Source organism: Microvirga pakistanensis (assembly GCF_004458765.1).
Taxonomy (GTDB): domain Bacteria; phylum Pseudomonadota; class Alphaproteobacteria; order Rhizobiales; family Beijerinckiaceae; genus Microvirga; species Microvirga pakistanensis.
The window spans coordinates 252,284-275,267 of sequence record NZ_SPJX01000167.1 but is presented as its reverse complement, the minus strand read 5'-3'; the positions used below and the strand labels follow the sequence as shown (position 1 = coordinate 275,267).

Sequence of the window (22,984 nt, the reverse complement as noted above, 5' to 3'; positions counted from 1 at the left end):
TTGACCGCGCATGCCGGGACCCTAAAATCCCGGCATGCGCTTTTTTGCGTTCCTGCTGACCACATTGCTGAGCCTGGCCGCGTATTCCTCGCATGCGCAGGAGGCCGTTCGGCCCAAGGCTCCGGCCAAGGAAGCTCCCGCGAAGGAGCAGCCGCCTCCGCCCAAGCCCGTCACCCTGGACGATCTCTTCGAGCGTCTCTCCAAGGCCGGCTCGGAGCGGGAGGCGGAGGGCATCTCGAACCTCATCGAACGGCGGTTCGCCCGCTCCGGCTCCGATACCGCGGACCTGCTCCTTACCCGGGCCACCCAGGCTTTCGAGAAGAAGGATTTTCCGCTCGCCATCGAACTCCTCGACCGGGTGCTGGCCCTTCGGCCGAACTGGGCGGAGGCCTGGTACCGCCGGGCGACGGTGTTCTACCAGATCGACGATCCGGTCGGGGCCATGGCCGACCTCCACCGCGCCCTCAAGATCGAGCCGCGCCACTTCAACGCCTGGACCGGACTCGGCCATATCCTGATGGCCTCGGACGACAAGACGCGGGCGCTCAAGGCCTACCGGCGCGTGCTGAAGATCAATCCGCAACAATCGAGCGTCCAAACCATTGTGAACCGTCTGGTCCCCGATGTAGACGGGCAGGATCTCTGATCCACGGTTCACGATGAGCTTCGTCTTCGGCCTCCTGGCTGCTTTTCTTCTTCTCGTCGCGGCCGGAGCGGCGTTCACCTACACCTATGGCTGGTTCGTCGGGCGTCGCTACCCGCCGACGGGCCGCTTCATGGCGGTCCAGGGCTGCAGGCTGCATTATCAGGACATTCAACCCACAGGGCAGCCGCGCGGCACCATCGTGCTCCTGCATGGGGCGTCGTCCAACCTCGTCGAATCCATGTTCGGCCTCGGCTCGCACCTCGCGCGCCACTACCGGGTCATCGCCTTCGACCGGCCCGGCCACGGCTGGAGCGAGCGGACAGGGGGATTGAGCGCGGCCGAACCCGCCCGGCAGGCGGCCGTGATGGCCGAGGCCCTGCGCCGGCTCGACGTGCACAACGCCGTCGTGGTCGGCCATTCCTGGTCCGGCACCGTGGTGCCGCACTTTGCCCTGGACCACCGGGACGTGACGGGCGCCATCCTCATCCTGTCGGGCATCACCACGCCATGGCCTGGGGGCTATATCGGCTGGTACCGGCGGCTCGTCTCGTCCTGGGCGGGGTGGCTCGCCATGCGCAGCCTCGCGCTGCCCGTCACCCTCGCGCTGCGGCCCTGGATGAAGCGAAAGACCTACGCGCCTCAGCCGCCGACCCCGGGCATCGTGCGCAAGGGCTTCATCCCCCTCGCGTTCCGGCCTCGCGCCTACGAAGCCAACATGCAGGATTTCGCGGTCATGTTCGAGGCGGTGTCGCGGCAAAGCCCCCGCTACGGCGAGATTCGCGTGCCCACCACGGTGATCGCCGGAGAGTGCGACGAGATCGTCTGGAGCGATCTGCACAGCCGCTCCTTCGCGAATGCGGTGCCGGGAGCGCAGCTCATCCTGCTCCCGGGCATCGGCCACATGCCGCAATATGCGGACGGACGAACCGTTCTTGCGGCGATCGAGGCCCTGGCCGAGCAGGTCGCACCGGCCAGGGCGGTGCCGGGTCAGGCCTGAGCCGCGTGCTCCTGATTGACAAACGCGATGCGCACCATGTTGGTGGCTCCCGGCGTGCCGAAGGGCATGCCCGCCACGATGATGATGCGGTCGCCGACATCCGAGAAACCTTCCCGGACGGCGAACTTGCAGGCGCGGAAGGCCATGTCGTCGATGTTGCTGGCGTCCTTGGTGCGGATGGAGTGCACGCCCCAGACCAGGGCGAGGCGGCGGGCGGTGTCGATGCTGGGGGTGAGTGCGATCACAGTGGAATTCGGCCGCTCGCGGGCGATGCGGAACGCCGTCGAGCCCGAGAAGGTCCAGGCCGCCACCGCCTTGAGATTGAGCGTGTCGGCGATCTGGTGGGAGGCCGCCGCGATGGCGTCCGATCCCGTGGCTTCCGGCTCGGCGTTGAGTGTGCGCACGATCGACCAGTAATTCTGATCCTGCTCCACCTCTTCGGCGATGCGGTTCATGGTGGCCACTGCATCGACCGGGTACTGGCCGGAGGCGCTCTCGGCGGAGAGCATCACCGCATCGGCCCCGTCATAGACGGCGGTCGCCACGTCGGAGACCTCGGCGCGGGTGGGCACCGGCGAGGTGATCATGGATTCCAGCATCTGGGTCGCCACCACCACGGGCTTGCCGTAGCGGCGCGCCGTGCGGACGATGCGCTTCTGGATGCCGGGCACCTTTTCGAGCGGCATCTCCACGCCAAGATCGCCGCGGGCGACCATGACGGCGTCCGAGATCTCGATGATCTCGTCGAGGCGCGTGATCGCCTGAGGCTTCTCGAGCTTCGACATGACGAGGGCCCGGCCGCGCGCCACCTTCTTCACCTCGGCCACGTCCTCGGGGCGCTGCACGAAGGACAGCGCGATCCAGTCGACGCCCGCATCGAGCGCGGCTTCGAGATCCGACCGGTCCTTGTCCGTCATGGCCGCCACGGGAATCGTCGTATCCGGCAGGCTCACGCCCTTGCGGTTGGAGATCTTGCCCGCGACCTCGACGGTTGTCGCGGCGGAGCCCTGCTTCACGCTTTTGACGCGAAGGCGCAGCTTGCCGTCGTCGATGAGCACTGTGTGCCCGGGCTCGAGGGAGGACAGGATCTCCGGGTGAGGGAGATGGACGCGGTCCCTGCCGCCGAGCGCCGTGTCGGCGTCGAGCGTGAAAGTCTGGCCCGGCTCCAGCATGGCGCTGTCGTCCTGGAAGGCGCCCACGCGCAGCTTCGGACCCTGTAGATCCGCCAGAATGGCGATCGGACGCTTGAACTTCGCCTCCACGGCGCGGATCATCGCCACGCGTTCCTTCAGCCGCTCGCGCGGCAAATGGCTCATGTTCAGGCGGAACACGTCCGCACCTGCCTTGAACAACTTTTCGATCATCGCCTGGGATTCGGAAGCCGGCCCGAGAGTGGCGAGAATTTTCGTACGGCGTGAGCGCCTCATGGCTGTGCCCCCCCTGGGCGATTCGTCTCTGTCAGCTGAATGGTCCAGCTCTTCTGTTCACCGGTATCGACTTCGAAGAAGCCGCTGCGATCAAAGCCCCGCGCAAGGCAATCTTCCGTGCCGCGGATCGTGAATTCCCGCTCGCGGGTACACATGAAGGACCGGCCGCTCCACTCGCCGCCGCGGTCATAGTCGATGGCGTAGATGTAATAGAAGCGGCCGCCGAGCTGCCCCTTGAGCAGGGTTTCGCAGCCGCGGGAATTCAGGTTCCACCAGCCTTCCGTCACCCACCCTTGCGGGTCGCGGTAGCCGAGCGCCACGCCGACGCGGCTCGAGGTCATGTTGCACAGGCGCAGGTCGGCGTGCGCCGGCGAGGCCGCAAGGAAGAGGCCGCCGAGCAGGAATGCGGTCAGCGCGAGACTTCGCTGCCAGCGCGGGGCGTGGGAGAGGGTCGGAACCTTCATGGATGTCGATTCAGTCAACGGGTCAGGAATGAAATCGCACAATGCTTCGAGAACTATGTCGATTCCTTGTCGGTCAGAAGACGCGCTGCATCAAGGCCAAAAGGCGGCTCGGACGACACCGAGTCCGCTAAAAATTCCCGGAGAGGTGCCGGACAGCCGCCGCGTCCCAGCTCTCCCCTCCATCCGAAGAGGGGATTGCGTGCTCACGCGGCAGGCTCGTCCTCCGGCCGCGCCACCCAGATCCCCAGCAGAATCAGGGCGCCTCCCAGGCTCTGGACCAGGGTCAGCGGCTCGCCCAGAATCACCCAGCCGAACACAGCTGCCGCGATCGCCTCGAGGAAGATGACGAGAGACGAGAAGATCGGGGGCAGGATGCCCAGCGCGACCGAGAGCAGGCCCTGGCCGCCCGCATGGCTGACATAGGACATGGCGAACAGGGCCGCCGCTCCGTGCCATGTCTGCGGCATGAGGCGGTTCTCGAAGACGAGCGCCACTGGAAGGAGAAGAGCGGCCGTGATGAGGCTGGTCTCGAACGTCACCCGCGCGGCGCCCGCGCTCTTACGGGCCTTGCTGGCCACGATGAAGTACAGGCCGAAGAAAAAAGCCGTGGCGAGGCCGAAAAGGTCGCCCGTGAGGCGGGCCGGATCGGCCTGCAGGCTCTGGCCGATCAGGGCCGCGCCGCCCAGAAGGCACAAGCCCAACCCGACGAAGGTGCCGCGCGAGACCCTCTGCCGCAGCACGAGCCAGACCACCAGCACCACCACGAGCGGCGCCATGGTGGCGAAGAACGTGGCATTGGCCACGGTGGTCTTGAGGATGGCGAGGTGCCAGACCAGGAGGTCGCCCGTGAAGACCAGTCCTCCGAGAATGGCTGCGCGGGAAAAAGGCACCCGCGGCGCGCCGGCGGGCGCCTTCCGCTCCTCGATCCGCATCCAGGCGTAAAGCAGCGGGAGGCAGAGGGACACGCGCCAGAAAGCGCTGGCGAAGGGGCCCACATCGGCCGGCGCCCCGCCCATGCCGGCGGAGGCAAAGCGCACGAAGATGGGAGAAATGCCCATGGCCACCGCGCCGAGGCAGAGGGCTGCGAACGCGGAGGCAAAGCCGATCCCGGGACGTGCCGAGGTGGAAAGGGAGGACATCGTCGTATCGCCGGATGGTTGCGCGGATCGTCGCGTTGTCAGGGAGCGGCGTGCAGGGTAAGGATTTTCCTCCGCCAATCAATGTCTTGTTTCAGCCGTCAGCCATGTCCTCCTCTGCCGCGCTCAAGAGCGCCGAGTCCGCCCTTGAGCCCCATCCTGTCGAGATCATCGAGGGCGCCCTCGAATCCGGCCTTCTCCTCCTCTGCGACCATGCCTCCAACGCGGTGCCGCCGGATCTGGGCGACCTGGGCCTGCCGGAAACCGAGTTCCAGCGCCACATCGCCTACGATATCGGAGCCGCCGCGGTCACCCGCTCGCTGGCCCGCCGGCTGAATGCCCCGGCGATCCTCACACAATTCTCCCGCCTCATCATCGATCCCAACCGGGGGCGTGACGACCCGACGCTGGTCATGCGCCTATCGGACGGCGCGGTCGTGCCGGGCAACGCCAAGGTCGACGAGGCGGAGGTTCAACGGCGCATCGAACGCTTCTACGACCCCTACGACGCCGCCATTGCGGAGGCGATCCACAGGGCCATGGCCGCGGGTCATCCGCCAGCCATCGTGACCGTGCACAGCTACACGCCGGTCTGGCGGGGCTGGCCGCGCCCCTGGCACGTGGGCATCCTGTGGGATGCGGACGACCGCTATGCCAAGCCCCTCCTGGAGGGGCTCATGGCCGAGGAGGGACTCGTCGTGGGCGACAACGAGCCCTATGATGGGGCGCTCGCCGGCGATACCGTCGACCGGCACGCCACGATCAGGGGCCTCGCCAACGCGCTCATCGAGATCCGGCAGGACCTGATCGCCTCGGACGACGGGGCAGAGGAATGGGCCGGGCGCTTCGCCCGGCTTCTGAAGCCCCTGGCGGCGCGGGCGGACCTGCGCAAGCCGACGATCTTCGGGACCCGGACCCGGGAGCGCCTGCGCCAACACTAAAGAAGAGGAGGGATCATGAAGGACCTCGACGCCGCGACCCGGACGGAACTGGAGGCCGCCGCCTTCCGCAGGCTGCTGGAGCACCTGCGCGAACGCACCGATGTCCAGAATATCGATCTCATGAATCTGGCGGGCTTCTGCCGGAACTGCCTGTCCAACTGGCTCAAGGACGCCGCCGATGCCAGGGGCGTGCCTCTCTCCAAGGAGGAGAGCCGGACCTACGTCTACGGAATGCCTTACGACGATTGGAAAGCACGCCACCAGAAGGAGGCGTCCGCCTCCCAGCTCGGCCGCTTCGAGCAATCCAAGCCCGGACATTAAACCCGCTTCAACCAAATCAACCGTAACACTGGCGCCAACGCCATCGATCCAAGGGGCATCATCATGGATGACGCAGCTTTCAACACAGAATCCGTCGCAGCCGACCAGCTGAAGGCCTTCATCGAGCGCATCGAGCGCCTCGAAGAGGAAAAGGCCGGCATCGCCGGCGACATCAAGGACGTCTACGCGGAGGCCAAGGGCAACGGCTTCGACACCAAGGTTCTTCGCAAGATCATTTCCCTGCGCAAGCGCGACTATGCCGAGCGCCAGGAGGAGGAGGCGATCCTCGAACTCTACATGCAGGCTCTCGGGATGCCTGTCTGATTCCACGCGTGTTGCGCGCGGGACCTCTCATGCGCAACACACCCGTGACGAAATCTTATCCGAAACGGATTCAGCGCATTCGACCTGCGACGTGGCACGAGAGCATTTTTCGGCGAAGTGGAGCCACTTCGCCGAAAAATGCGGCACACCCCAGAAGAGAGATGATTCCACGCCAGTGGAAACAGCTCTAGGCTCCTGCGAGGCGACCCCTATAGGCCGTGGAACAGGCGAGTCGCGCACCCTGTTCGGAGGGGCCGGGTGGCTTTGAGGACGATATTGTCCTTGTGACGCCATGCGCCGTCGGGCTGAGCGGCCGCTCCGATATACCGGCACTGATCCGGCGATCAGAGAGCGCATGTCGGTGTCATCGCGGGCGACGCCCTGCGATCGATCCCCGTCCGCTCACTGCAGCGGGCTCCCCATTTCGACAAGCGGTTGCCGACCCTGCCGCAGCCCGCAGCGATGTCATGAATCGCGAAAGCGAATTCGGAGAGCGCACGCGGCACGGCCTCCGTGTGTCTCCTGAAAATGTCTCCCCCAGGACCCCAGGACCTCAGCTGCGCCGGCATTCTCGGCATTCCGATCCCTGTTCGAGTCCGGCCCGACGGACGGGGTACACATTGTCGTCAATGGTGTATATCGGTAAACCCGGCAATTGTATTTGTATTGTTCGTATGATGTACTGAGGTCGCCCGTCTCGTCGATGAGCACGGATCCGGGAGGAGCATGGGATGCAGCATGTCCTGCTGGTGCCGGCAGGTGGAGATAATCATGCCGTCTACTTCACCTGCCTGCCTGATGAAGCGGTGGTCGCGAGGCGTGCCGCCGATCTCACGGGTGCCGGGCGGATTGTGAGCGGATCGTCCGTGGAAGCGACGTGACCAACGAGAATCGGAGCCATGACTTCAAGCCTCCCCGAAACCGTCGTTTCGATGAGACCCTTCGTTCCAGCCAAGGACTTCCAGGCAAGCCAGGACTTTTATCGGGACCTCGGCTTCGAGATCCGGCCGATCACATCGGATCTCGCCGATGTGCGGCTCAAGGACTTCTCGTTCATTCTCCAGAATTTCTACGTCGAGGACTGGGCATCGAACTTCATGATGCACCTCCACGTGACGGACATCGATGTCTGGTGGAACCGCATCGCCGCGGCCGATCTCGCAAACCGGTACGGCGTCCGCCAGCCCAGGCCTCCGCGCACCGAGCCATGGGGAGCCAAGGTGGCCTACGTGTTCGATTCGTCGGGAGTGCTCTGGCACATCGCCGAGCACGGGTCAGCCGCGGGCGGAACGGGCTGATCGGCTCGGGCGGCCGGATGTTCCGGCACAAGGACGTCTCTCTATGAAAGGATTGGAAAATGACGACGCAAACCGAGAAGGCGGCCTTGTTCCGCAGGATGCACGAGGAGAGGCGGGCTTTCGTCATGGCCAATGCCTGGGACATCGGCTCCGCCCGTCAACTGACGGCGCTCGGGTTCGAGGCTCTCGGCACCACGAGCGCCGGCCTCGCACTCTCGTTGGGCTTGCGGGACGGAGTGGGCGAGGTCGGGCGCGACGAGACCCTGGCCAATGCCCACGCGATCGTTCGTGCGACGCACCTGCCCGTGTCGGCGGACCTGGAGAACGGATTCGCGGACGATCCGGCGGGCTGCGCCGCGACCATCCACGCCGCCATCGACATCGGCCTTGCGGGCGGATCCATCGAGGACGCGACCGGGCGCCCGGACGATCCGATCTATCCGTTCGAGCTTGCCGTCGCGCGCGTGCGCGCCGCCGCTGAGGAAGCGCACAGCAGCGGATCGGATTTCGTCCTCACGGCGCGGGCCGAGAACTTCCTGCATGGCCGACCTGATCTCGACGACACCATCGCGCGGCTGAACGCCTTCGCGGAAGCGGGCGCGGATGTGCTCTACGCGCCCGGATTGCCGGATCTGCGATCCATCAAGGCCGTGTGCGAGGCCGTGGACAAGCCCGTGAACGTGCTCATGGGTCTCGACGCGCCGCCGCTGTCGGTTGCGGATCTCGCCGCCATCGGCGTCGCCCGCATCAGCATGGGCAGTGCGCTCGCGCGCACGGCCGAGGCCGCCATGGTCCATGCGGCGAGCTGGATTCGCGAGCGAGGCACCTTCGTCTATTTCCGACACTAGGAGGGAGGGATGCGGGAACCGGAAGCGGTCGAGATCGCCTGCGCTGACGGCTACAAGCTACGCGGGCATCTGTGGCGCGCCGACGGAGCAAGCCGGGGCACCGTGATCGTCAATCCGGCCACGGCGGTGCTCGCGAAGTACTATCACTTCTACGCCCGCTTCCTGACGGAGAACGGCTTCGACGCGCTCACCTACGACTACCGCGGCATCGGTCTATCGCGGCCGGAGCGGCTGCGCGGGTGCGGCTTCCGCTGGAGCGACTGGGGCGAGTTGGACTTCGATGCCGCCGTGCGGTTCGCGAAGACGCACGACCCGGATGGATCGCTTCTGGTCGTGGGTCACAGCTTCGGCGGTTTCCTGCCGGGGCTGGCCGAGAGCGCTGTCCTGGTCGAGCGCATGCTGACCGTGGGAGCGCAGTACGCCTGGTGGCGTGACTACGCGGCCCACAGGCGCGTTCCGCTGCTTCTGAAGTGGCACGTCCTCATGCCCGCAATCACCGCCCTGTGCGGTTACTTCCCGGGCCGTCGCCTCGGCTGGCTCGAGGACATGCCGGCGGGCGTGGCCAACGAATGGTCGTTCAGGAAGGAGCGGATGGAACTCAACCACCCGCCCGGGAAGCGGGACGTCCTGCTCCGCCGCTTCGCTGCTGTCTCCGCGCCCATTCTTGCCGTCACCCTGTCGGACGACGAGTATGCGCCTCCGGTCGCCGTCAAGCGTGGACTGTCCTACTACACGCACTCCGAGCGAGCCCTCGTTCATCTCGATCCGAGCGATCTCGGTCATGAATCCATCGGGCATTTCGGCCTCTTCCATGCGAGGCACGCGGATGGGTTCTGGAGGCAGACGCTCGTTTGGCTGGCGGAGGGCCGGAACCCCTGGCAGGTGGAAGCCCGGCGGATGGACGGACGAGCGCTGGATCTCGCCGGCGGACAGAGGGCGGGCCCACGACTGTCATCCCCTGGCGGAGCGCCCTGAGAGGCGCCACCCTGCCGCCATGCGCCGTTCGGATGGTCGTCAGATCACGGTTTCCTCGGGATTGGCGATGAGGCCCGCGAGCGTCCGGAGCGCCCGCTCGAGGTCGGTCCGTCCGAGCGGCGCCAGAACGCACAGACGGATGCCGCCTGCCTCCGATCCTTCCACCACCATCGAGTCCGGCGGAGTCAGACGGACGCCGTGCTCGGCGGCCCGGCGCGCCAGCTTCTCGGCCTCCAGCATCGGCATCGGCAACCAGACATGCGGCGCTCCCTCGGGCATGGGCAGGGGCGGGAGGTCGATGATGCTGGCAGCCAGCTTGAGCCTCTCCGTCGCCTCCGCCTTCAGGAACGCGGCCGCTGAGACGTCGGCGCCCATCTCGATCAGCGCGCATCCGGTGCCGAGTGCGAGCGACGAGGCCCCCCAGACCTCCGCGCGCAGCCGCATGGCGACGCGTCTCCGCCGGTCCCCGGGCGGAACGACCATGCCGGCGCGCAGGACGGGCGACAGGATCTTGGAAAGGCTAGTGACGTAGTAGACCGTGTCGGGCGCGAGGGCCTTGTAAGTGGGCGCACCCTTCGCGCCGTAGAAGCCGTAGATGTCGTCCTCGACGATGAAGGCCTCGTGCTTCCTGCATACGGCCAGGATATTTCTCCGGCGCTGGAGGCTGGTCTCGAAGCCGAGAGGGTTCTGGCAGACGGGCGTGGTGTAGACGATCTTGCACAGGCCTTGCCCGAGCACCCGGTCGAGATCGTCCGGGACCATTCCGTCGTCGTCGTAGCGGACGGGCAGCACCGTCATGCCGAGGCTCGCGGCAGCCGACATGACGCCGTTGAAGGTCGCCCCTTCCGTCGCGACCGCAGGCGAGAGTTCGGCGAGATCCGCAAGGCAGAGGGAGATCCCCTGCTGGGCGCCGACGCAGAGAATCAAGTCGTCGGGCGTGACACCCTCGAGCCTGGTGCGGCCGAGCCATGCGGCGAGCGTCGCCCGCTGGTCCGCCGGCCCGGTCAGGCTGGCATAACCGCCATTGGGCAGCCCTGCGACGGAACGGGCCGCGCGCTCGGCCGCGGCCACCATGATCTCCGGCTTCACCACCTGTGGAGGTCCGTTGACGCTCAGATCGATGATCCGCGTTTCCCGCGACGGCTTCGTGTCCTGAACGAAGGTGCCCCGACCGATCTCGCCACGAACGATGCCGCGGCGGCTCAAGGAGTCGATCGCCTTGGTGACCGTGCCGATGGCGACGTCGAAGCTCCTGGAGATCTCGCGATGGGTCGGCAGCCGCTGGCCCGGCTTGACGTTGCCGCGCAGGATGGCCGTCTCTATGGCGTCGGCCAGACGCTCGTGAAGCGGGAGATCGGTATTGGGCAGGGGCAGGTGACCGAGACTCAGGACTTTGCCGGACAAGAAGAACCCTCTTCATGGACGCGTTCACGGGCGCGGGAATTATATCGATCGACTGTCACATCAACAAATACAATCCAGAGGATCGGCATCCTTTTGCCGCACCGGGCTGCGCCTGGCGCACGATTCCATGCACGATCAATGCGTGCCCGATGCGGGTTCCTCATCGGGCACGTTGCTCTCCAGGTCCTCGAGCCACACCTGCGGCCCTGCATCCGACGGCGCACGCCAATCGCCGCGGGGCGACAGGGAGCCGCCCGATGAGATCTTCGGCCCGTTCGGCATGGCGGTGCGCTTGAACTGGCTGGTGAAGAACCGGGACAGGAACACGCGCAGCCAGCGCTTGATCTCGCCCAGATCGTAGGACCGGTGCGCGCTGGCAGGAAGGTGCGGCGGCCATGGGCCCGCCTCGGCGTCGCTCCAGGCATGCCAGGACAGGTACGCGATCTTCGACGGGCGATAGCCGAAGCGCGTGAGATAATAGAGGTTGAAATCCTGCAGGGCGTAGGGTCCGATCATTGCTTCCGTCGATTGAATCTGTCCTGCGGCATCCTGCGGGACGAGCTCCGGAGAGATCTCGGTGGCCAGGATGGCGTGAAGGATGTCGGCCGTTGGCTTGTCCACATCGCCGGATGCCGCAACGAAGCGGATCAGGTGCTGAATGAGAGTCTTCGAGACCGATGCGTTGACGTTGTAGTGGGACATCTGATCGCCGACGCCATAGGTGCACCAGCCGAGTCCGAGTTCGGAGAGATCGCCCGTGCCGACGACGATGCCTCTGTTGTGGTTGGCAAGGCGGAACAGATAATCCGTCCGCAGGCCGGCCTGAACATTCTCGAAGGTCACGTCGTAGACAGGCTGCCCCTCGGCGAAGGGATGCCCCATGTCCTTCAGCATCTGGCGCGCGGCGGGGCGAATGTCGATCTCGGCCGCGCTGACGCCCAGCGCGCGCATGAGCGCCCAGGCATTGCCCTTCGTGCCTTCGCTGGTGGCAAAGCCCGGGAGGGTATAGGCGAGGATGTTGGTGCGCGGCAGCGCCAGCCTGTCCATGGCGCGGCAGCAGACGAGAAGGGCTTGCGTGGAATCGAGGCCGCCCGAAATGCCGATCACCACCTTCTCGGTGCCGGTCGCCTGCAAGCGCTTGGCCAGGCCCTGGACCTGGATGTTGTAGGCCTCGTAGCAGTTTTCCGCGAGCTTCGACGGATCGGACGGCACATAGGGAAACCGCTCGACCGGGCGGCGAAGCGGGAGGGCTTCCTCCGGTGCATCGAGGGTGAGCGAAACGGTGCGGAAATCGCCCGGGGTGACACCGAGGGCGCGTCCGCAATCGCCGAAGGTGACGCGCCGCATTCGTTCGGCCCGCAGGCGGCCGAGATCGACATCCGCGACGGCCATGGCGGATTGGGAGGGGAAGCGTTCGGTCTCGGCGAGCCGCAGCCCGTCCTCGAAGATGCCGCCGTGGCCGTCCCAGGCAAGATCGGTGGTGGACTCACCGGGCCCTGCCGCCGAATAGGCATAAGCCGCGATGCAGCGCATGGATTGGGAGCCGCACAGAAGCCGGCGGTCGTCCGCCTTTCCGATGGTGATGTTGCTGGCGGACAGGTTCAGAAGAACCTCGGCTCCGGCGAGCGCCGCCGCCGTGCTCGGAGGCTGAGGCACCCACATGTCCTCGCAGATCTCCACATGGAAGGTCAACGCGCAGGTGCCGCCGGATCGGAAGAGGAGGTCGACGCCGAACGGGACCGTATGACCCGCGACGCGGATCTCCTGCCCCCGGATCGTGGCGCCCGGGGCGAACCAGCGGCGCTCGTAGAACTCCCGGTAATTCGGCAGATATGCCTTGGGAACGACGCCCAGGATGCGCCCCGCGTGGATCACGATTCCGGCGTTGTAGAGGCGGTTCTCCCTGCGCAGCGGCGCCCCTACCACAAAGGCCGGGAACAGATCGGCGCTCTCCTCCACCAAGTGGCCGATGCCTTGTTCGACCGCTTCGAGCAGCGCCTCCTGATGCAGAAGATCATCGATGGAATAGGCCGACAGTCCGAGCTCGGGAAAGACCATGAGGGCGATGCGCTCCCGGTCTCCCTGACGAAGAAGCTCCAGCGTACGCTCCGTGTTGAACCGGGGGTTTGCCACATCGATCCGGGGGACGCAGGCCGCAACGCGAACGAAATCGTGACTGTAGGGTGAGAAGAACGAGACCATTCCACATCCGATCCAGATTGGCGCCGACCGAGCGTTCGTCGCACAGGCAGAGATAGTACCGATACCAAAGAAAGTTCCTTCTTCAAGGATCGGGTGGGTTCAGGGCGCGATCCTTGAGATAGGATGATCGGCTCGCTTGCAGGCAGCCCGCCTGTTCTGTCAGTCTTTCTTCAATTCGAAAGAACTATTGTTGTATACAACAGGATCGAAGTTTCCAGTTTTCGAATTGTTATAGTGTAGTTGTGACCGGCAGAATTTTTACAATGGTGGGGCAGCATAATATTACAGAGGCGCGTGCCTGGATCAGCGGGGAGGCTCCTCAGATCACCATCGACGCAGTGCCTCACATGGTTTGGGTCGTCTCCGCAGACGGTCACAATAGCTATCACAACAAGCGTTGGCACGAATTCACCGGTCTCTCCCGGCCGAATATCGGAGAGGCATGGATCGACCTTGTCCATCCCGACGACCGGGAGACCGCTCTCGCGATCTGGAAGAATGCCTTCGACACAGGAACGGAGTGCGAGATCGAGCACCGGCTTCTTCATCGCTCGGGCGAGTACCGCTGGGTTCTGGGCCGCGTGAACCCCGTGCATGGCGCGCGAGGCCAGATCGAGCGTTGGGTCGGCACCTATACCGACATTCATTCCTTGAAACAGGTCGAGCGGGCCCTGGTCGAAAGCGAGGAGCGCTATCGTGCGCTCGTCGAGGCGACGGCCTCGATGGTCTGGCGCGCCTCGTCCGACGGAGCGATCCTGAGAGGCTGGGGCTGGGAGGAATTCTGCGGCCAGGCGCCGAAAGAGTACGAGGGTCATGGTTGGCTGGATGTCATCCATCCGGAAGACTACGATTCCGTCACGAGCGTCTGGCTCAACGCCCGGTCGTCGGGCCGAACCGTCGAGAAGGAGTTTCGGGTCCGGCACAGGAGCGGAGAGTATCGCTGGGTTCTGTCACGGGCGATCCCGTTGAAGAATGCGGACGGTTCTCTTCGGGAGTGGGTCGGAACCATCACGGATATCCACGACCAGCGACAGGCGCAGGACACGTTGAGGACCAGCGAGGAGCGGCTGCGTCTTGCGACGGAGACGACCTCCGCAGGCATCTGGGATCTGAATCTCGTCACCGGTTCGCTGGAATGGACCGCCGAGGTGCGAAAGATCCTGGGCATCGCGCCGGACGTTCCCGCGACCCCGGAACGATTCTTTGAGTGTGTTCATCCCGAGAATCTCGCCGGCGTCAGGAGCAAGGCCTTCGTCGACGTGCCCGGCATAGGTCTGCGGTACAGCGGCATATTTCGGATCGTGCGCGCAGACGATGGACAGGTGCGGTGGGTCGCCGCCACCGCCAGAACGGTGCTCGGCGCGAGCGGCCAACCGGTCCGTGAGGTCGGGATGATCCAGGACGTGACACAGCGCAAGCTGTCCGAGGATGCGCTCCTCGCGACGGAGGAACGCCTGAGGCTGGCCATGCAGGCGGGGCGCATGATTGCCTGGGAGAACGATCTCGGCACGGGCTATGTCACCCGTTCCGTCAATTCCATCGAACTGCTCGGGATCGGTTCCGGTCCCCTGTCGGAGTTCCTCGAGAGGGTTCCGCCCGAGGATCGGCTCGCGCGGGATCAATTCATCGGGAAGATCAACGCCACAGGCTGCGATACCATGGAGTTTCGCTACACTCTTCCGAACGGACAGACGCTGTGGCTGGCGTCACGCGGGGAGCGGGCAGGTCCTAATCGTGTGGTCGGCGTCACATTCGACATCACGGAACGCAAGGCTGCGGAGGAGGAGGTCTGGCGAGCCGCCAATCATGATGCGCTCACGGGGCTCCCCAATCGCGTTCTGTTCCAGCGCTGTCTGGAGCACGCCCTCAAGGAAGCGAAGCGGAACGGCACCAGCGTCAGCCTTCTGATGATCGACCTCGACGATTTCAAGGATGTCAACGACACACTCGGCCACGACGCTGGTGACAGGCTCCTGAAGGAAACGGCGAACCGGTTGTCGACGATGATCCGCAAGCAGGATACGGTCGCCAGGCTTGGCGGAGACGAATTCGCCGTGCTTGTCGTGGAGCCATTGCGGTTGAGCCACGCAGCCAATTTGGGAGATATTATCCTCACAAGACTGCGCCAGCCGTTCATGTATGCCGGGAGAGCCCTGATGAGCCGGGCCAGCATCGGCGTTGCCGCCTATCCCGATCACGATTCCGAGCCAGCCGAACTCATGAAGGATGCCGACATCGCGCTGTACCGCGCCAAGGCGGAGGGGCGCGCCCGCGTCGTGACCTATACCCCCGAGATGCGGCTGGTTACGGAGCAACGGATTGCGCTGGGACGCGATATGCGCGAGGCGATCTCTCAAGACCAGTTCGTGCCTTTCTATCAGCCTAAAATATGCCTTTCGAGCGGCAAAATTGTCGGCCTGGAGGCCCTTGCACGCTGGCAGCACCCGGACAAGGGCATTCTCACGCCCAGCACCTTTGGGGCAGTCTTCGACGATCCTGAACTCGCGCCCGCGATCGGCAAGAGACTGATCGGCAAGATTGCGTCCGACATGCGTCGATGGCTGGACGGAGGACATGAGTTCGGCCGTGTGGCTTTCAATCTCTCATCCATGGAGTTCAACGAGCCGAACTTGGCGGATGAGGTCACGCGCATTCTCCATCTGGTGAAGGTGCCGGCGAGCCGTTTCGAGGTCGAGGTGACCGAAAGGGTCCTGCTCGACGGGCAGTTCGAGCTCGTTTCGCATATCCTGCAGCGGTTTCACGAGCGCGGCGTCCGGATTGCGCTTGACGATTTCGGAACAGGTTACGCGTCCCTCACCCATCTCAAGCGGTTCCCTGTCAATCACATCAAGATCGACCGCAGCTTCGTCGACGATTTGGAGCGCGACGAGGATGATGCCGCCATTGCGGCAGCCGTCATCAGTCTCGGCAACAGCCTGGGTCTGCACGTCACCGCGGAGGGTGTGGAAACGGAAGGGCAGGCGCTTCGGCTGCGGGATATGGGCTGCCACAGCGCCCAGGGGTATTTCTATGCGAAGCCTATGCCGGCGGCGCAGATCACCGAGCTGCTCGCCTCGTGGCAGGCCGGGACGGGGCCGGCAGCCTGACGACATCGGGGCTGTGTACGCCCGGATTAATCCTTTTACGGTTCCGCCCTCGGAGACCCATGGCCTTGACGGCCAAGGCGGCGGCGTGTTTCGATTTGAATTCGCTTCATGATCGAAGCGATGTTCAAGCGAAGACCCGTCGATGGATCAGACGCTCACGCCACGGCAGCAGGAAATTGTCGATCTCGCTCGCCTGCAGGGGCGGGTGAACGTGGATGATCTAGCCGCCCGGCTCGAGGTCACGCAGCAGACCATCCGAAAGGATCTGAACGAGCTGTGTGAATTGCGGCTCATGACCAGGGTCCATGGCGGTGCCATCATCGCTTCGGGCGTCGAGAACGTGGCCTACGAGGCGCGGCGCCTCATCGCCCAGGCGGAGAAACAGGCGATCGGAGCAGCCACGGCCCGCCTCATCCCCAACAACAGCTCCCTTTTCATCAATATCGGCACGACCACGGAGGAGGTCGCGCGGGCGCTGCAGGATCACGAGGGCCTGCTCGTCATCACCAACAACCTCAACGTCGCCAATCTTCTCTACCGCCACCCCAAGATCGACGTGATCGTGACGGGTGGGCCCGTGCGGCGCGCGGACGGTGCCGTGATCGGTGCGGCGGCGGTGGATATCGTCCGCCAGTTCAAGGTCGATTATGCGGTGATCGGCACCTCGGCCATCGACGAGGACGGCTCGCTCCTGGACTTCGACGTGCGTGAGGTCAGGGTATCCCGCGCGATTATCGACAATGCCCGGAACGTGGTTCTCGTGGCCGACCATCTCAAGGCGGAGCGCTCCGCGCCGGTTCGGATCGGGCACTTGCGGGAAGTCGACATCTTCGTGACCGACGCGCTCGTTTCTCCCCCCTTGCGGGAGGTGTGCCACGATGCCCAGGTTCAGGTGGTCGAGGTGGGGCGGTTCAGTGAGCAGGCTTAATGAACATGGGCCGTCCGATGGGCTGCGGCTGTTCTTCCGCCCTGCCAGACCTACTTCCTTTTGAGAGCTTCCGGAGGACTTGCTTTCGTTTTGGCGAGTGAGTAGCCTGAAACGAACATAAAAACGAAAAAGTACCAGGGGCCAGGAGAACGCCAGTGGACTCGCTCGAGGGAGCGACGTTCGACGTCGCGATCGTCGGTGGTGGCGTGAATGGGTGCGGGATCGCAAGGGATGCGATCCGGCCGAGGCGCCTCCGTGGTCCTTTTCGAGCAGAGCGATCTTGCCAGCGGCACCTCTTCCTCGTCGACCAAGCTCATCCACGGCGGTTTGCGCTACCTCGAGCATTATGAGTTCCGTCTCGTTCGCGAGGCTCTCATGGAGCGTGAGGTGCTATGGAAGATCGCGCCTCATATCGTCTGGCCGCTCCGCTTCGTTCTGCCCCATCACCGGGGGTTGCGCCCGCAATGGCTGCTGCGCCTGGGACTGGCGCTTTACGACAATATCGGCGGGCGCAAGCTCCTTCCTCCAACCCGATCCCTCGACCTGAGAGGCGATCCGGCCGGATCGCCTCTCAAGCCGGACCTGGTGAGGGGCTTCGAATATTCCGATTGCTGGGTTGAGGATTCGCGTCTCGTCGCGTTGAACGCGCGGGATGCGGCGGAGCGGGGGGCGCAGATCCGGACACGCACCCGGGTTGCAAGAGCCGAGCGCAGCGGCGATCACTGGATCGTCACATCCGAAGACATGCGGACCGGATACCAGGAGCGTGTCCGGGCGAAGGTGCTGGTCAATGCCGCAGGTCCCTGGGTGGAAAAGGTCCTGAATGGCGTCGCCCAATCCAACAGCCCGGCATCGGTGCGCTTGGTGCAAGGCAGCCATATCGTGGTGAGGAAGCTGTTCCGGCACGACCGCGCCTACATCTTCCAGAACCGGGACAACCGCATCATCTTCGCCATTCCCTATCAGGACGACTTCACGCTGATCGGCACGACCGACCGGGACTACGACGGCGACCCGACTCACGTGAAGGCGACCGAGGAAGAGATCCTCTATCTCTGCAACGCCGCGAGCGAGTACTTCAAGGAGCCCGTCCGCCGGGACAATGTGGTCTGGACCTATTCCGGCGTTCGCCCGCTCTACAACGACGGCGCGTCGAAGGCGCAGGAAGCCACGCGGGATTATGTACTGGTGCTCGATGCGCCGAACGGTCAGCCGCCGCTGCTGTCGATCTTCGGCGGCAAGATCACCACCTACCGCCGTCTCGCCGAAGCCGCGCTCGACAAGCTGAAAGATCATCTTCCGGCGGCGGGCAAGCCCTCCTGGACGGGCGACGCACCGTTGCCGGGCGGTGACTTCCCGCGGACGGGCTACGAGGCTTTGACGAACGCGTTCTGCGCCGAATATCCCTTTATGGATCGCGCCCTGATCGCCAGGCTCGTGCGTGCCTACGGCACCCGGACCCGTGACCTGGTCGGAAGCGCCCGTTCCATGCAGGATCTGGGCCAGGACTTCGGCGCCGGCCTCACGGAGCGCGAGGTCCAGTACCTCATGGAGCAGGAATGGGCCGTCATCGCCGATGACGTGCTCTGGAGGCGCAGCAAACTCGGCTTGAAACTCTCGGGTGCTCAGAGCGAGGCTCTCGACGTGTTCATGCGCAACGCCGTCACCTCCAGCGTGGCTTGAAGGGATTGCCGATGACGCTTGTTCTCGAAGGCGTGTCGAAGCGGGTCGGAGCGTCGATGCATATCGACGATGTCTCCATGACGCTGGCGCGAGGCTCCCTCAACGTTCTTCTGGGAGCGACGCTTGCGGGAAAAACCTCTCTCATGAGGCTGATGGCCGGTCTCGACGCGCCTTCGAGCGGCCGCGTTCTCGTCGACGGGAGGGACGTGACCGGCTGGCCCGTGCAGCGGCGCAGCGTCGCCATGGTGTACCAGCAATTCATCAATTATCCGTCCTTAAGCGTCTACGAGAACATCGCCTCTCCCTTGCGCGTCGCGGGCCTGCCGCGTGCCGAGATCGAGTCCCGCGTCCGCGATGCCGCGAAGCTGCTCAAACTCGAACCCTATCTCGCCCGCAAGCCACTGAATTTGTCCGGAGGACAGCAGCAGCGCACCGCCATCGCACGAGCGCTCGTGAAGCGCGCGGATCTCGTGCTGCTCGACGAGCCGCTGGCCAATCTCGATTACAAGCTGCGCGAGGAGCTGCGGGAGGAACTGCCGCGCTTGTTCGCGGCATCCGGCGCCATCTTCGTCTATGCGACGACGGAACCATCGGAGGCGCTGCTGCTCGGTGGTCACACGGCGACCTTGTACCAGGGCCGCGTGACCCAGTTCGGTCCGACCCCGCAGGTCTATCGCCATCCCGAAAACCTCGTCACGGCGCGCGTGTTCTCCGATCCGCCGCTCAATACGCTGACGATCCGCAAGGCTGACGGCGGCGCAGCCTTGAGCACCGGCGGACAGGTCCGGGCGATCGAGGCTCTCGCGAACGTGCCGGACGGGGAGTATACAGTGGGCTTTCGCGCGCATCATCTGAGCCTCGAGCCCTCGGGCACGGAGGAGATTGCCATTCCGGCACAGGTGTCGGTGGCCGAGATCACGGGTTCAGAGAGCTTCGTGCATCTCGATGCGGGCGATCACCGCTTCGTTTCCCTCATGCCGGGCGTGAGGCGCTGGGAGCCGGGCGCTTCCGTCACGGCCTACGTGAACCCGCGCCATCTCTTCGTCTTCGACCGGACCGGCCATCTCGTCGCGACCAGCGTGGCGCAGAAAGCCGCGTGAGGAGAGAGCCATGGCGCGCATCACTCTCGACCATCTCGCCCACGCCTACAAACCCGACCCGCAGACCCCGCAGGACTACGCCCTGAAGGAGATCAACCATGTGTGGAGCCAGGGGGGCGCCTACGCGCTGCTGGGCCCATCCGGCTGCGGCAAGACCACTCTGCTCAACATCATTTCGGGGCTCGTGCGGCCGACCCGCGGGCGCATCCTGTTCGACGACCGCGACGTGACGGACCTGGCCACGGAGGCCCGGAACATCGCGCAGGTGTTCCAATTCCCGGTCGTGTACGACACGATGACGGTGCGCGAGAACCTGGCCTTCCCGCTCAAGAACCGCCGTGTTCCGAAAGACAGGGCGACCAAGCGGGTGGAGGAGATCGCGCACCTGCTCGACCTGACGCCCGTTCTCAGCCGCAAGGCCAGCAATCTCACGGCGGACATGAAGCAGAAGATCTCGCTGGGTCGCGGTCTCGTGCGTCCCGACGTGGCGGCGATCCTGTTCGACGAGCCGCTGACCGTCATCGACCCCCATCTCAAATGGCAGTTGCGCTCCACGCTCAAGGAGATCCATCGGGCGCTCGACATCACCATGATCTACGTCACGCACGACCAGACCGAGGCGCTCACCTTCGCCGACAAGGTCGTGGTGATGCATGACGGCGCCGTCGTGCAGACCGGAACGCCGGAAGAGCTTTTCGTGCGCCCCGCTCACACCTTCGTCGGCCATTTCATCGGCTCCCCCGGCATGAACATCCTTCCCTGTCGCGTGGAGGGCGCCGCTGCTTATCTGGGCAAGGAACGCGTTGCGCTCCAGCGCGGCTATCTGAACCTGCCGAAGAGCGAACGCATCGAACTCGGGATCCGGCCCGAGTTCGTCCGGCTTCAGCCGCGGGGCGCGGGTCTGCCCGTGTGGATCCGCCGGATCGACGATATCGGCCGCGCGCGAATCGCGCGCGTGGACCTGGACGGGCGCACGATCGCCGCGAGCGTTCCGGAGAACCTCTCCGTCAGCGGCGACGAGGCTTCGCTTCATCTCGATCCCCGCCACATCCACATCTATGCCGACGGGCACCTGGTCGCTGGAGAGCCGCTGGAGGGGCGGGCCGCATGACGAAGACCCTCAACAACAAGGCGTGGTTCCTGGTCCTGCCCGTGTTCCTCATCGTAGCCTTCTCGGCCGTGCTGCCGCTCATGACCGTGGTGAACTACTCCGTGCAGGACACCTTCGGGAACAACCAGTTCTTCTGGAACGGGGTGGGCTGGTTCCAGGAACTGCTCGATCCGACGACGGACCTGGGCGGGCGCTTCTTCGACTCGCTCTGGCGCACGCTCCTGTTCTCCGCCATCATCCTGCTGATCGAGGTGCCGCTCGGAATCCTGGTGGCCCTGTCCATGCCGCGCGAGGGCTGGACGGTCGCGCTCAGCCTCGTGCTCATGGCCCTGCCGCTTCTGATCCCGTGGAACGTGGTCGGCACGATCTGGCAGGTCTTCGCCCGCGGCGACATCGGCCTGCTCGGCTGGCTCGTGAACCATCTCGGGATCGACTACAACTATACCGGCGATCCGCTGGATGCGTGGATCACCATCGTGGTCATGGACGTATGGCACTGGACGAGTCTGGTTGCGCTTCTGTGCTATGCCGGTCTGAAGTCCATTCCGGATGCCTATTATCAGGCCGCGCGCATCGACGGCGCCTCCCGCTGGGCTGTGTTCCGCACCATCCAGCTGCCGAAGATGCGGCGGGTGCTGCTGATCGCCGTGCTCCTGCGCTTCATGGACTCGTTCATGATCTACACGGAACCCTTCGTGCTCACGGGAGGAGGCCCCGGCAACGCCACGACCTTCCTGTCCATCGATCTGGTGAAGCTCGCCCTCGGCCAGTTCGATCTTGGCAAGGCGGCTGCCATGTCGCTCGTCTACAACCTGATCATCCTCGCCATCTGCTGGGTCTTCTACACCATCATGACCAACGTGGATGCGAAGAACGAGAGAGCTGAGGCATGACAGATTCCGTCGCCATCAGGTCGTCCGACGTCAAGGCGACCGCAGCGCCGCTTACCGCCAACAAGGCCGTTGCCGGCCCGCGCGTGAACGGGCGAGTGGTGGTGATGACGCTCTATCTCCTGTTCTTGATGCTGCCGATCTACTGGCTCGTGATCATGAGCCTGAAGACGAACACGGAGATCACGTCCGGCCTCACGCTCTGGCCGCAGAACCTCACCTTCGACAACTACGTCACGATCTTCACGGACCGGAGCTGGTATTCCGGCTACATCAACTCGCTCACCTACGTGCTGATCAACACGGTGCTGTCGATCGCCTTCGCATTGCCGGCGGCCTATGCGTTCTCGCGGTACCGCTTCCTCGGCGACAAGCACCTGTTCTTCTGGCTTCTCACCAACCGCATGGCACCGCCCGCGGTCTTCGCGCTGCCCTTCTTCAACCTCTACTCGGCCATCGGTCTGTTCGACACGCCCTGGGCCGTGGCGCTGGCGCATTGCCTCTTCAACGTACCTCTCGCGGTCTGGATTCTCGAAGGCTTCATGTCGGGCGTGCCGCGCGAGATCGACGAGACCGCCGCCATCGACGGGTACTCGTTTCCGCGCTTCTTCATCAAGATCTTCATGCCGCTGATCGCATCGGGCGTGGGGGTCGCGGCGTTCTTCTGCTTCATGTTCTCCTGGGTGGAGCTGCTGCTGGCCCGCACCCTCACGACCGTGAACGCCAAGCCCATCGCGGCCACGATGACGCGCACGGTGTCGGCCTCCGGCATGGATTGGGGGCTGCTCGCGGCGGCGGGGGTGCTCACCATCATCCCCGGCGCGCTCGTGATCTGGTTCGTCCGCAACTACATCGCCAAGGGCTTTGCCCTGGGCCGGGTCTGAAGGGAGGCTCCCATGCCCGATCTGAGCTGGATGGCATGGACCTGGCAGACGGGTCTCTTCTTCGGCGGCATTGCGGGCCTTCTCGTCGTCATGACCGTGCTGGCGATCTACCGACCCGAGGCCGAGCGGATCGGGGCCTTGCGCATTCCGACCACGCGCGGCGATCGCCTGTTCATTTCTCTCCTGGGCTCCGCCTTCATCCACCTCGCGTGGCTTGGGCTCGTCGGGCCCGATCTGTGGTGGGCTTCGGGCCTGTCGCTCCTCTATGCCGTGCTGGTGTTCCGCACGGTTTGAGGGA

Annotated in this window: 21 protein-coding genes and 1 pseudogene; 17 read left to right on the top strand and 5 right to left on the bottom strand. The window is 64.8% G+C overall.

Going from position 1 to position 22,984, the window contains the following annotated elements:
- Positions 1 to 34: 34 nt before the first annotated feature.
- On the top strand, positions 35 to 646 hold the full coding sequence (locus E4K09_RS07290; protein WP_134496084.1) for a tetratricopeptide repeat protein: 612 nt from the start codon (positions 35 to 37) through the stop codon (positions 644 to 646).
- Positions 647 to 659: 13 nt separating this feature from the next.
- Positions 660 to 1,643: an alpha/beta fold hydrolase gene (locus E4K09_RS07285; RefSeq protein ID WP_134496083.1), complete on the top strand. Its 984-nt coding sequence runs from the start codon at positions 660 to 662 to the stop codon at positions 1,641 to 1,643.
- Here the strand turns inward: E4K09_RS07285 and pyk are convergent.
- The 3 genes from pyk to E4K09_RS07270 all read right to left on the bottom strand — a co-directional run bounded on the left by pyk (position 1,634) and on the right by E4K09_RS07270 (position 4,673).
- Positions 1,634 to 3,070, bottom strand: a complete 1,437-nt coding sequence (gene pyk, locus E4K09_RS07280) for a pyruvate kinase (protein ID WP_134496082.1) — start codon at positions 3,068 to 3,070, stop codon at positions 1,634 to 1,636. The genes E4K09_RS07285 and pyk overlap by 10 nt on opposite strands.
- Positions 3,067 to 3,534 (bottom strand): DUF1036 domain-containing protein, encoded by a 468-nt coding sequence (locus E4K09_RS07275; protein ID WP_134496081.1) that lies wholly within the window; start codon positions 3,532 to 3,534, stop codon positions 3,067 to 3,069. Before E4K09_RS07275 ends, pyk begins: the two co-directional genes overlap by 4 nt.
- Before the next feature lie 203 nt (positions 3,535 to 3,737).
- Positions 3,738 to 4,673 carry a DMT family transporter gene (locus E4K09_RS07270; protein ID WP_134496080.1) on the bottom strand — a complete coding sequence of 312 codons (936 nt, stop codon included), beginning with the start codon at positions 4,671 to 4,673 and terminating at the stop codon, positions 3,738 to 3,740.
- A 104-nt stretch (positions 4,674 to 4,777) separates the two neighbouring features.
- Between E4K09_RS07270 and E4K09_RS07265 the strand changes: the two genes are divergently transcribed.
- The 7 genes from E4K09_RS07265 (at position 4,778) to E4K09_RS07240 (ending at position 9,377) form a co-directional block, all read left to right on the top strand.
- Positions 4,778 to 5,611 (top strand): N-formylglutamate amidohydrolase, encoded by an 834-nt coding sequence (locus E4K09_RS07265; RefSeq protein WP_134496079.1) that lies wholly within the window; start codon positions 4,778 to 4,780, stop codon positions 5,609 to 5,611.
- A 15-nt stretch (positions 5,612 to 5,626) separates the two neighbouring features.
- Positions 5,627 to 5,932 (top strand): DUF1244 domain-containing protein, encoded by a 306-nt coding sequence (locus E4K09_RS07260; RefSeq protein ID WP_134496078.1) that lies wholly within the window; start codon positions 5,627 to 5,629, stop codon positions 5,930 to 5,932.
- Between the two features lie 63 nt (positions 5,933 to 5,995).
- Positions 5,996 to 6,256 (top strand): DUF2312 domain-containing protein, encoded by a 261-nt coding sequence (locus E4K09_RS07255; RefSeq protein WP_134496077.1) that lies wholly within the window; start codon positions 5,996 to 5,998, stop codon positions 6,254 to 6,256.
- Positions 6,257 to 6,987: 731 nt separating this feature from the next.
- Positions 6,988 to 7,137, top strand: coding sequence for a hypothetical protein (locus E4K09_RS28920; protein ID WP_166802206.1), 150 nt, complete (start codon positions 6,988 to 6,990; stop codon positions 7,135 to 7,137).
- 18 nt (positions 7,138 to 7,155) lie between these two features.
- The gene (locus E4K09_RS07250; RefSeq protein ID WP_134496076.1) at positions 7,156 to 7,554 is read left to right on the top strand and encodes a VOC family protein; all 399 of its coding nucleotides are present in this window, start codon (positions 7,156 to 7,158) and stop codon (positions 7,552 to 7,554) included.
- 59 nt (positions 7,555 to 7,613) lie between these two features.
- Complete coding sequence (locus tag E4K09_RS07245; RefSeq protein ID WP_134496075.1) at positions 7,614 to 8,402, top strand: isocitrate lyase/PEP mutase family protein; 789 nt, start codon at positions 7,614 to 7,616, stop codon at positions 8,400 to 8,402.
- A 9-nt stretch (positions 8,403 to 8,411) separates the two neighbouring features.
- Positions 8,412 to 9,377, top strand: coding sequence for an alpha/beta hydrolase family protein (locus E4K09_RS07240; RefSeq protein ID WP_134496074.1), 966 nt, complete (start codon positions 8,412 to 8,414; stop codon positions 9,375 to 9,377).
- Positions 9,378 to 9,416: 39 nt separating this feature from the next.
- Here the strand turns inward: E4K09_RS07240 and E4K09_RS07235 are convergent, their stop codons facing one another.
- Positions 9,417 to 10,781, bottom strand: a complete 1,365-nt coding sequence (locus E4K09_RS07235) for an aminotransferase-like domain-containing protein (RefSeq protein WP_134496073.1) — start codon at positions 10,779 to 10,781, stop codon at positions 9,417 to 9,419.
- 135 nt (positions 10,782 to 10,916) lie between these two features.
- Positions 10,917 to 12,983 carry an NAD(+) synthase gene (locus E4K09_RS07230; RefSeq protein ID WP_134496072.1) on the bottom strand — a complete coding sequence of 689 codons (2,067 nt, stop codon included), beginning with the start codon at positions 12,981 to 12,983 and terminating at the stop codon, positions 10,917 to 10,919.
- Between the two features lie 263 nt (positions 12,984 to 13,246).
- Between E4K09_RS07230 and E4K09_RS07225 the strand changes: the two genes are divergently transcribed.
- The 8 genes and pseudogenes from E4K09_RS07225 to E4K09_RS07190 all read left to right on the top strand — a co-directional run bounded on the left by E4K09_RS07225 (position 13,247) and on the right by E4K09_RS07190 (position 22,980).
- Positions 13,247 to 16,090, top strand: coding sequence for a sensor domain-containing protein (locus E4K09_RS07225; RefSeq protein WP_134496071.1), 2,844 nt, complete (start codon positions 13,247 to 13,249; stop codon positions 16,088 to 16,090).
- Between the two features lie 142 nt (positions 16,091 to 16,232).
- Complete coding sequence (locus E4K09_RS07220) at positions 16,233 to 17,018, top strand: DeoR/GlpR family DNA-binding transcription regulator (RefSeq protein ID WP_134496070.1); 786 nt, start codon at positions 16,233 to 16,235, stop codon at positions 17,016 to 17,018.
- A 155-nt stretch (positions 17,019 to 17,173) separates the two neighbouring features.
- Positions 17,174 to 18,701: pseudogene (gene glpD / locus E4K09_RS07215) on the top strand (glycerol-3-phosphate dehydrogenase).
- A gap of 11 nt (positions 18,702 to 18,712) precedes the next feature.
- Positions 18,713 to 19,801, top strand: a complete 1,089-nt coding sequence (locus tag E4K09_RS07210) for an ABC transporter ATP-binding protein (protein WP_134496069.1) — start codon at positions 18,713 to 18,715, stop codon at positions 19,799 to 19,801.
- A gap of 10 nt (positions 19,802 to 19,811) precedes the next feature.
- Positions 19,812 to 20,912, top strand: a complete 1,101-nt coding sequence (locus tag E4K09_RS07205) for an ABC transporter ATP-binding protein (RefSeq protein WP_134496068.1) — start codon at positions 19,812 to 19,814, stop codon at positions 20,910 to 20,912.
- Positions 20,909 to 21,805 carry a carbohydrate ABC transporter permease gene (locus E4K09_RS07200; protein WP_134496067.1) on the top strand — a complete coding sequence of 299 codons (897 nt, stop codon included), beginning with the start codon at positions 20,909 to 20,911 and terminating at the stop codon, positions 21,803 to 21,805. Before E4K09_RS07205 ends, E4K09_RS07200 begins: the two co-directional genes overlap by 4 nt.
- Positions 21,806 to 21,909: 104 nt before the next feature.
- Positions 21,910 to 22,686: a carbohydrate ABC transporter permease gene (locus E4K09_RS07195; protein WP_244610405.1), complete on the top strand. Its 777-nt coding sequence runs from the start codon at positions 21,910 to 21,912 to the stop codon at positions 22,684 to 22,686.
- 12 nt (positions 22,687 to 22,698) lie between these two features.
- On the top strand, positions 22,699 to 22,980 hold the full coding sequence (locus tag E4K09_RS07190; protein ID WP_134496065.1) for a DUF2160 domain-containing protein: 282 nt from the start codon (positions 22,699 to 22,701) through the stop codon (positions 22,978 to 22,980).
- The last annotated feature ends 4 nt before the right edge of the window (positions 22,981 to 22,984 follow it).

Bases quoted from the DNA above. Each gene is read 5' to 3' on its own strand.
- E4K09_RS07290 (WP_134496084.1), top strand. From the start codon at position 35: ATGCGCTTTTTTGCGTTCCTGCTGACCACATTGCTGAGCCTGGCCGCG.
- E4K09_RS07285 (WP_134496083.1), top strand. From the start codon at position 660: ATGAGCTTCGTCTTCGGCCTCCTGGCTGCTTTTCTTCTTCTCGTCGCG.
- pyk (WP_134496082.1), bottom strand. From the start codon at position 3,070: ATGAGGCGCTCACGCCGTACGAAAATTCTCGCCACTCTCGGGCCGGCT.
- E4K09_RS07275 (WP_134496081.1), bottom strand. From the start codon at position 3,534: ATGAAGGTTCCGACCCTCTCCCACGCCCCGCGCTGGCAGCGAAGTCTC.
- E4K09_RS07270 (WP_134496080.1), bottom strand. From the start codon at position 4,673: ATGTCCTCCCTTTCCACCTCGGCACGTCCCGGGATCGGCTTTGCCTCC.
- E4K09_RS07265 (WP_134496079.1), top strand. From the start codon at position 4,778: ATGTCCTCCTCTGCCGCGCTCAAGAGCGCCGAGTCCGCCCTTGAGCCC.
- E4K09_RS07260 (WP_134496078.1), top strand. From the start codon at position 5,627: ATGAAGGACCTCGACGCCGCGACCCGGACGGAACTGGAGGCCGCCGCC.
- E4K09_RS07255 (WP_134496077.1), top strand. From the start codon at position 5,996: ATGGATGACGCAGCTTTCAACACAGAATCCGTCGCAGCCGACCAGCTG.
- E4K09_RS28920 (WP_166802206.1), top strand. From the start codon at position 6,988: ATGCAGCATGTCCTGCTGGTGCCGGCAGGTGGAGATAATCATGCCGTC.
- E4K09_RS07250 (WP_134496076.1), top strand. From the start codon at position 7,156: ATGACTTCAAGCCTCCCCGAAACCGTCGTTTCGATGAGACCCTTCGTT.
- E4K09_RS07245 (WP_134496075.1), top strand. From the start codon at position 7,614: ATGACGACGCAAACCGAGAAGGCGGCCTTGTTCCGCAGGATGCACGAG.
- E4K09_RS07240 (WP_134496074.1), top strand. From the start codon at position 8,412: ATGCGGGAACCGGAAGCGGTCGAGATCGCCTGCGCTGACGGCTACAAG.
- E4K09_RS07230 (WP_134496072.1), bottom strand. From the start codon at position 12,983: ATGGTCTCGTTCTTCTCACCCTACAGTCACGATTTCGTTCGCGTTGCG.
- E4K09_RS07225 (WP_134496071.1), top strand. From the start codon at position 13,247: ATGGTGGGGCAGCATAATATTACAGAGGCGCGTGCCTGGATCAGCGGG.
- E4K09_RS07220 (WP_134496070.1), top strand. From the start codon at position 16,233: ATGGATCAGACGCTCACGCCACGGCAGCAGGAAATTGTCGATCTCGCT.
- E4K09_RS07210 (WP_134496069.1), top strand. From the start codon at position 18,713: ATGACGCTTGTTCTCGAAGGCGTGTCGAAGCGGGTCGGAGCGTCGATG.
- E4K09_RS07205 (WP_134496068.1), top strand. From the start codon at position 19,812: ATGGCGCGCATCACTCTCGACCATCTCGCCCACGCCTACAAACCCGAC.
- E4K09_RS07200 (WP_134496067.1), top strand. From the start codon at position 20,909: ATGACGAAGACCCTCAACAACAAGGCGTGGTTCCTGGTCCTGCCCGTG.
- E4K09_RS07195 (WP_244610405.1), top strand. From the start codon at position 21,910: ATGACGCTCTATCTCCTGTTCTTGATGCTGCCGATCTACTGGCTCGTG.
- E4K09_RS07190 (WP_134496065.1), top strand. From the start codon at position 22,699: ATGCCCGATCTGAGCTGGATGGCATGGACCTGGCAGACGGGTCTCTTC.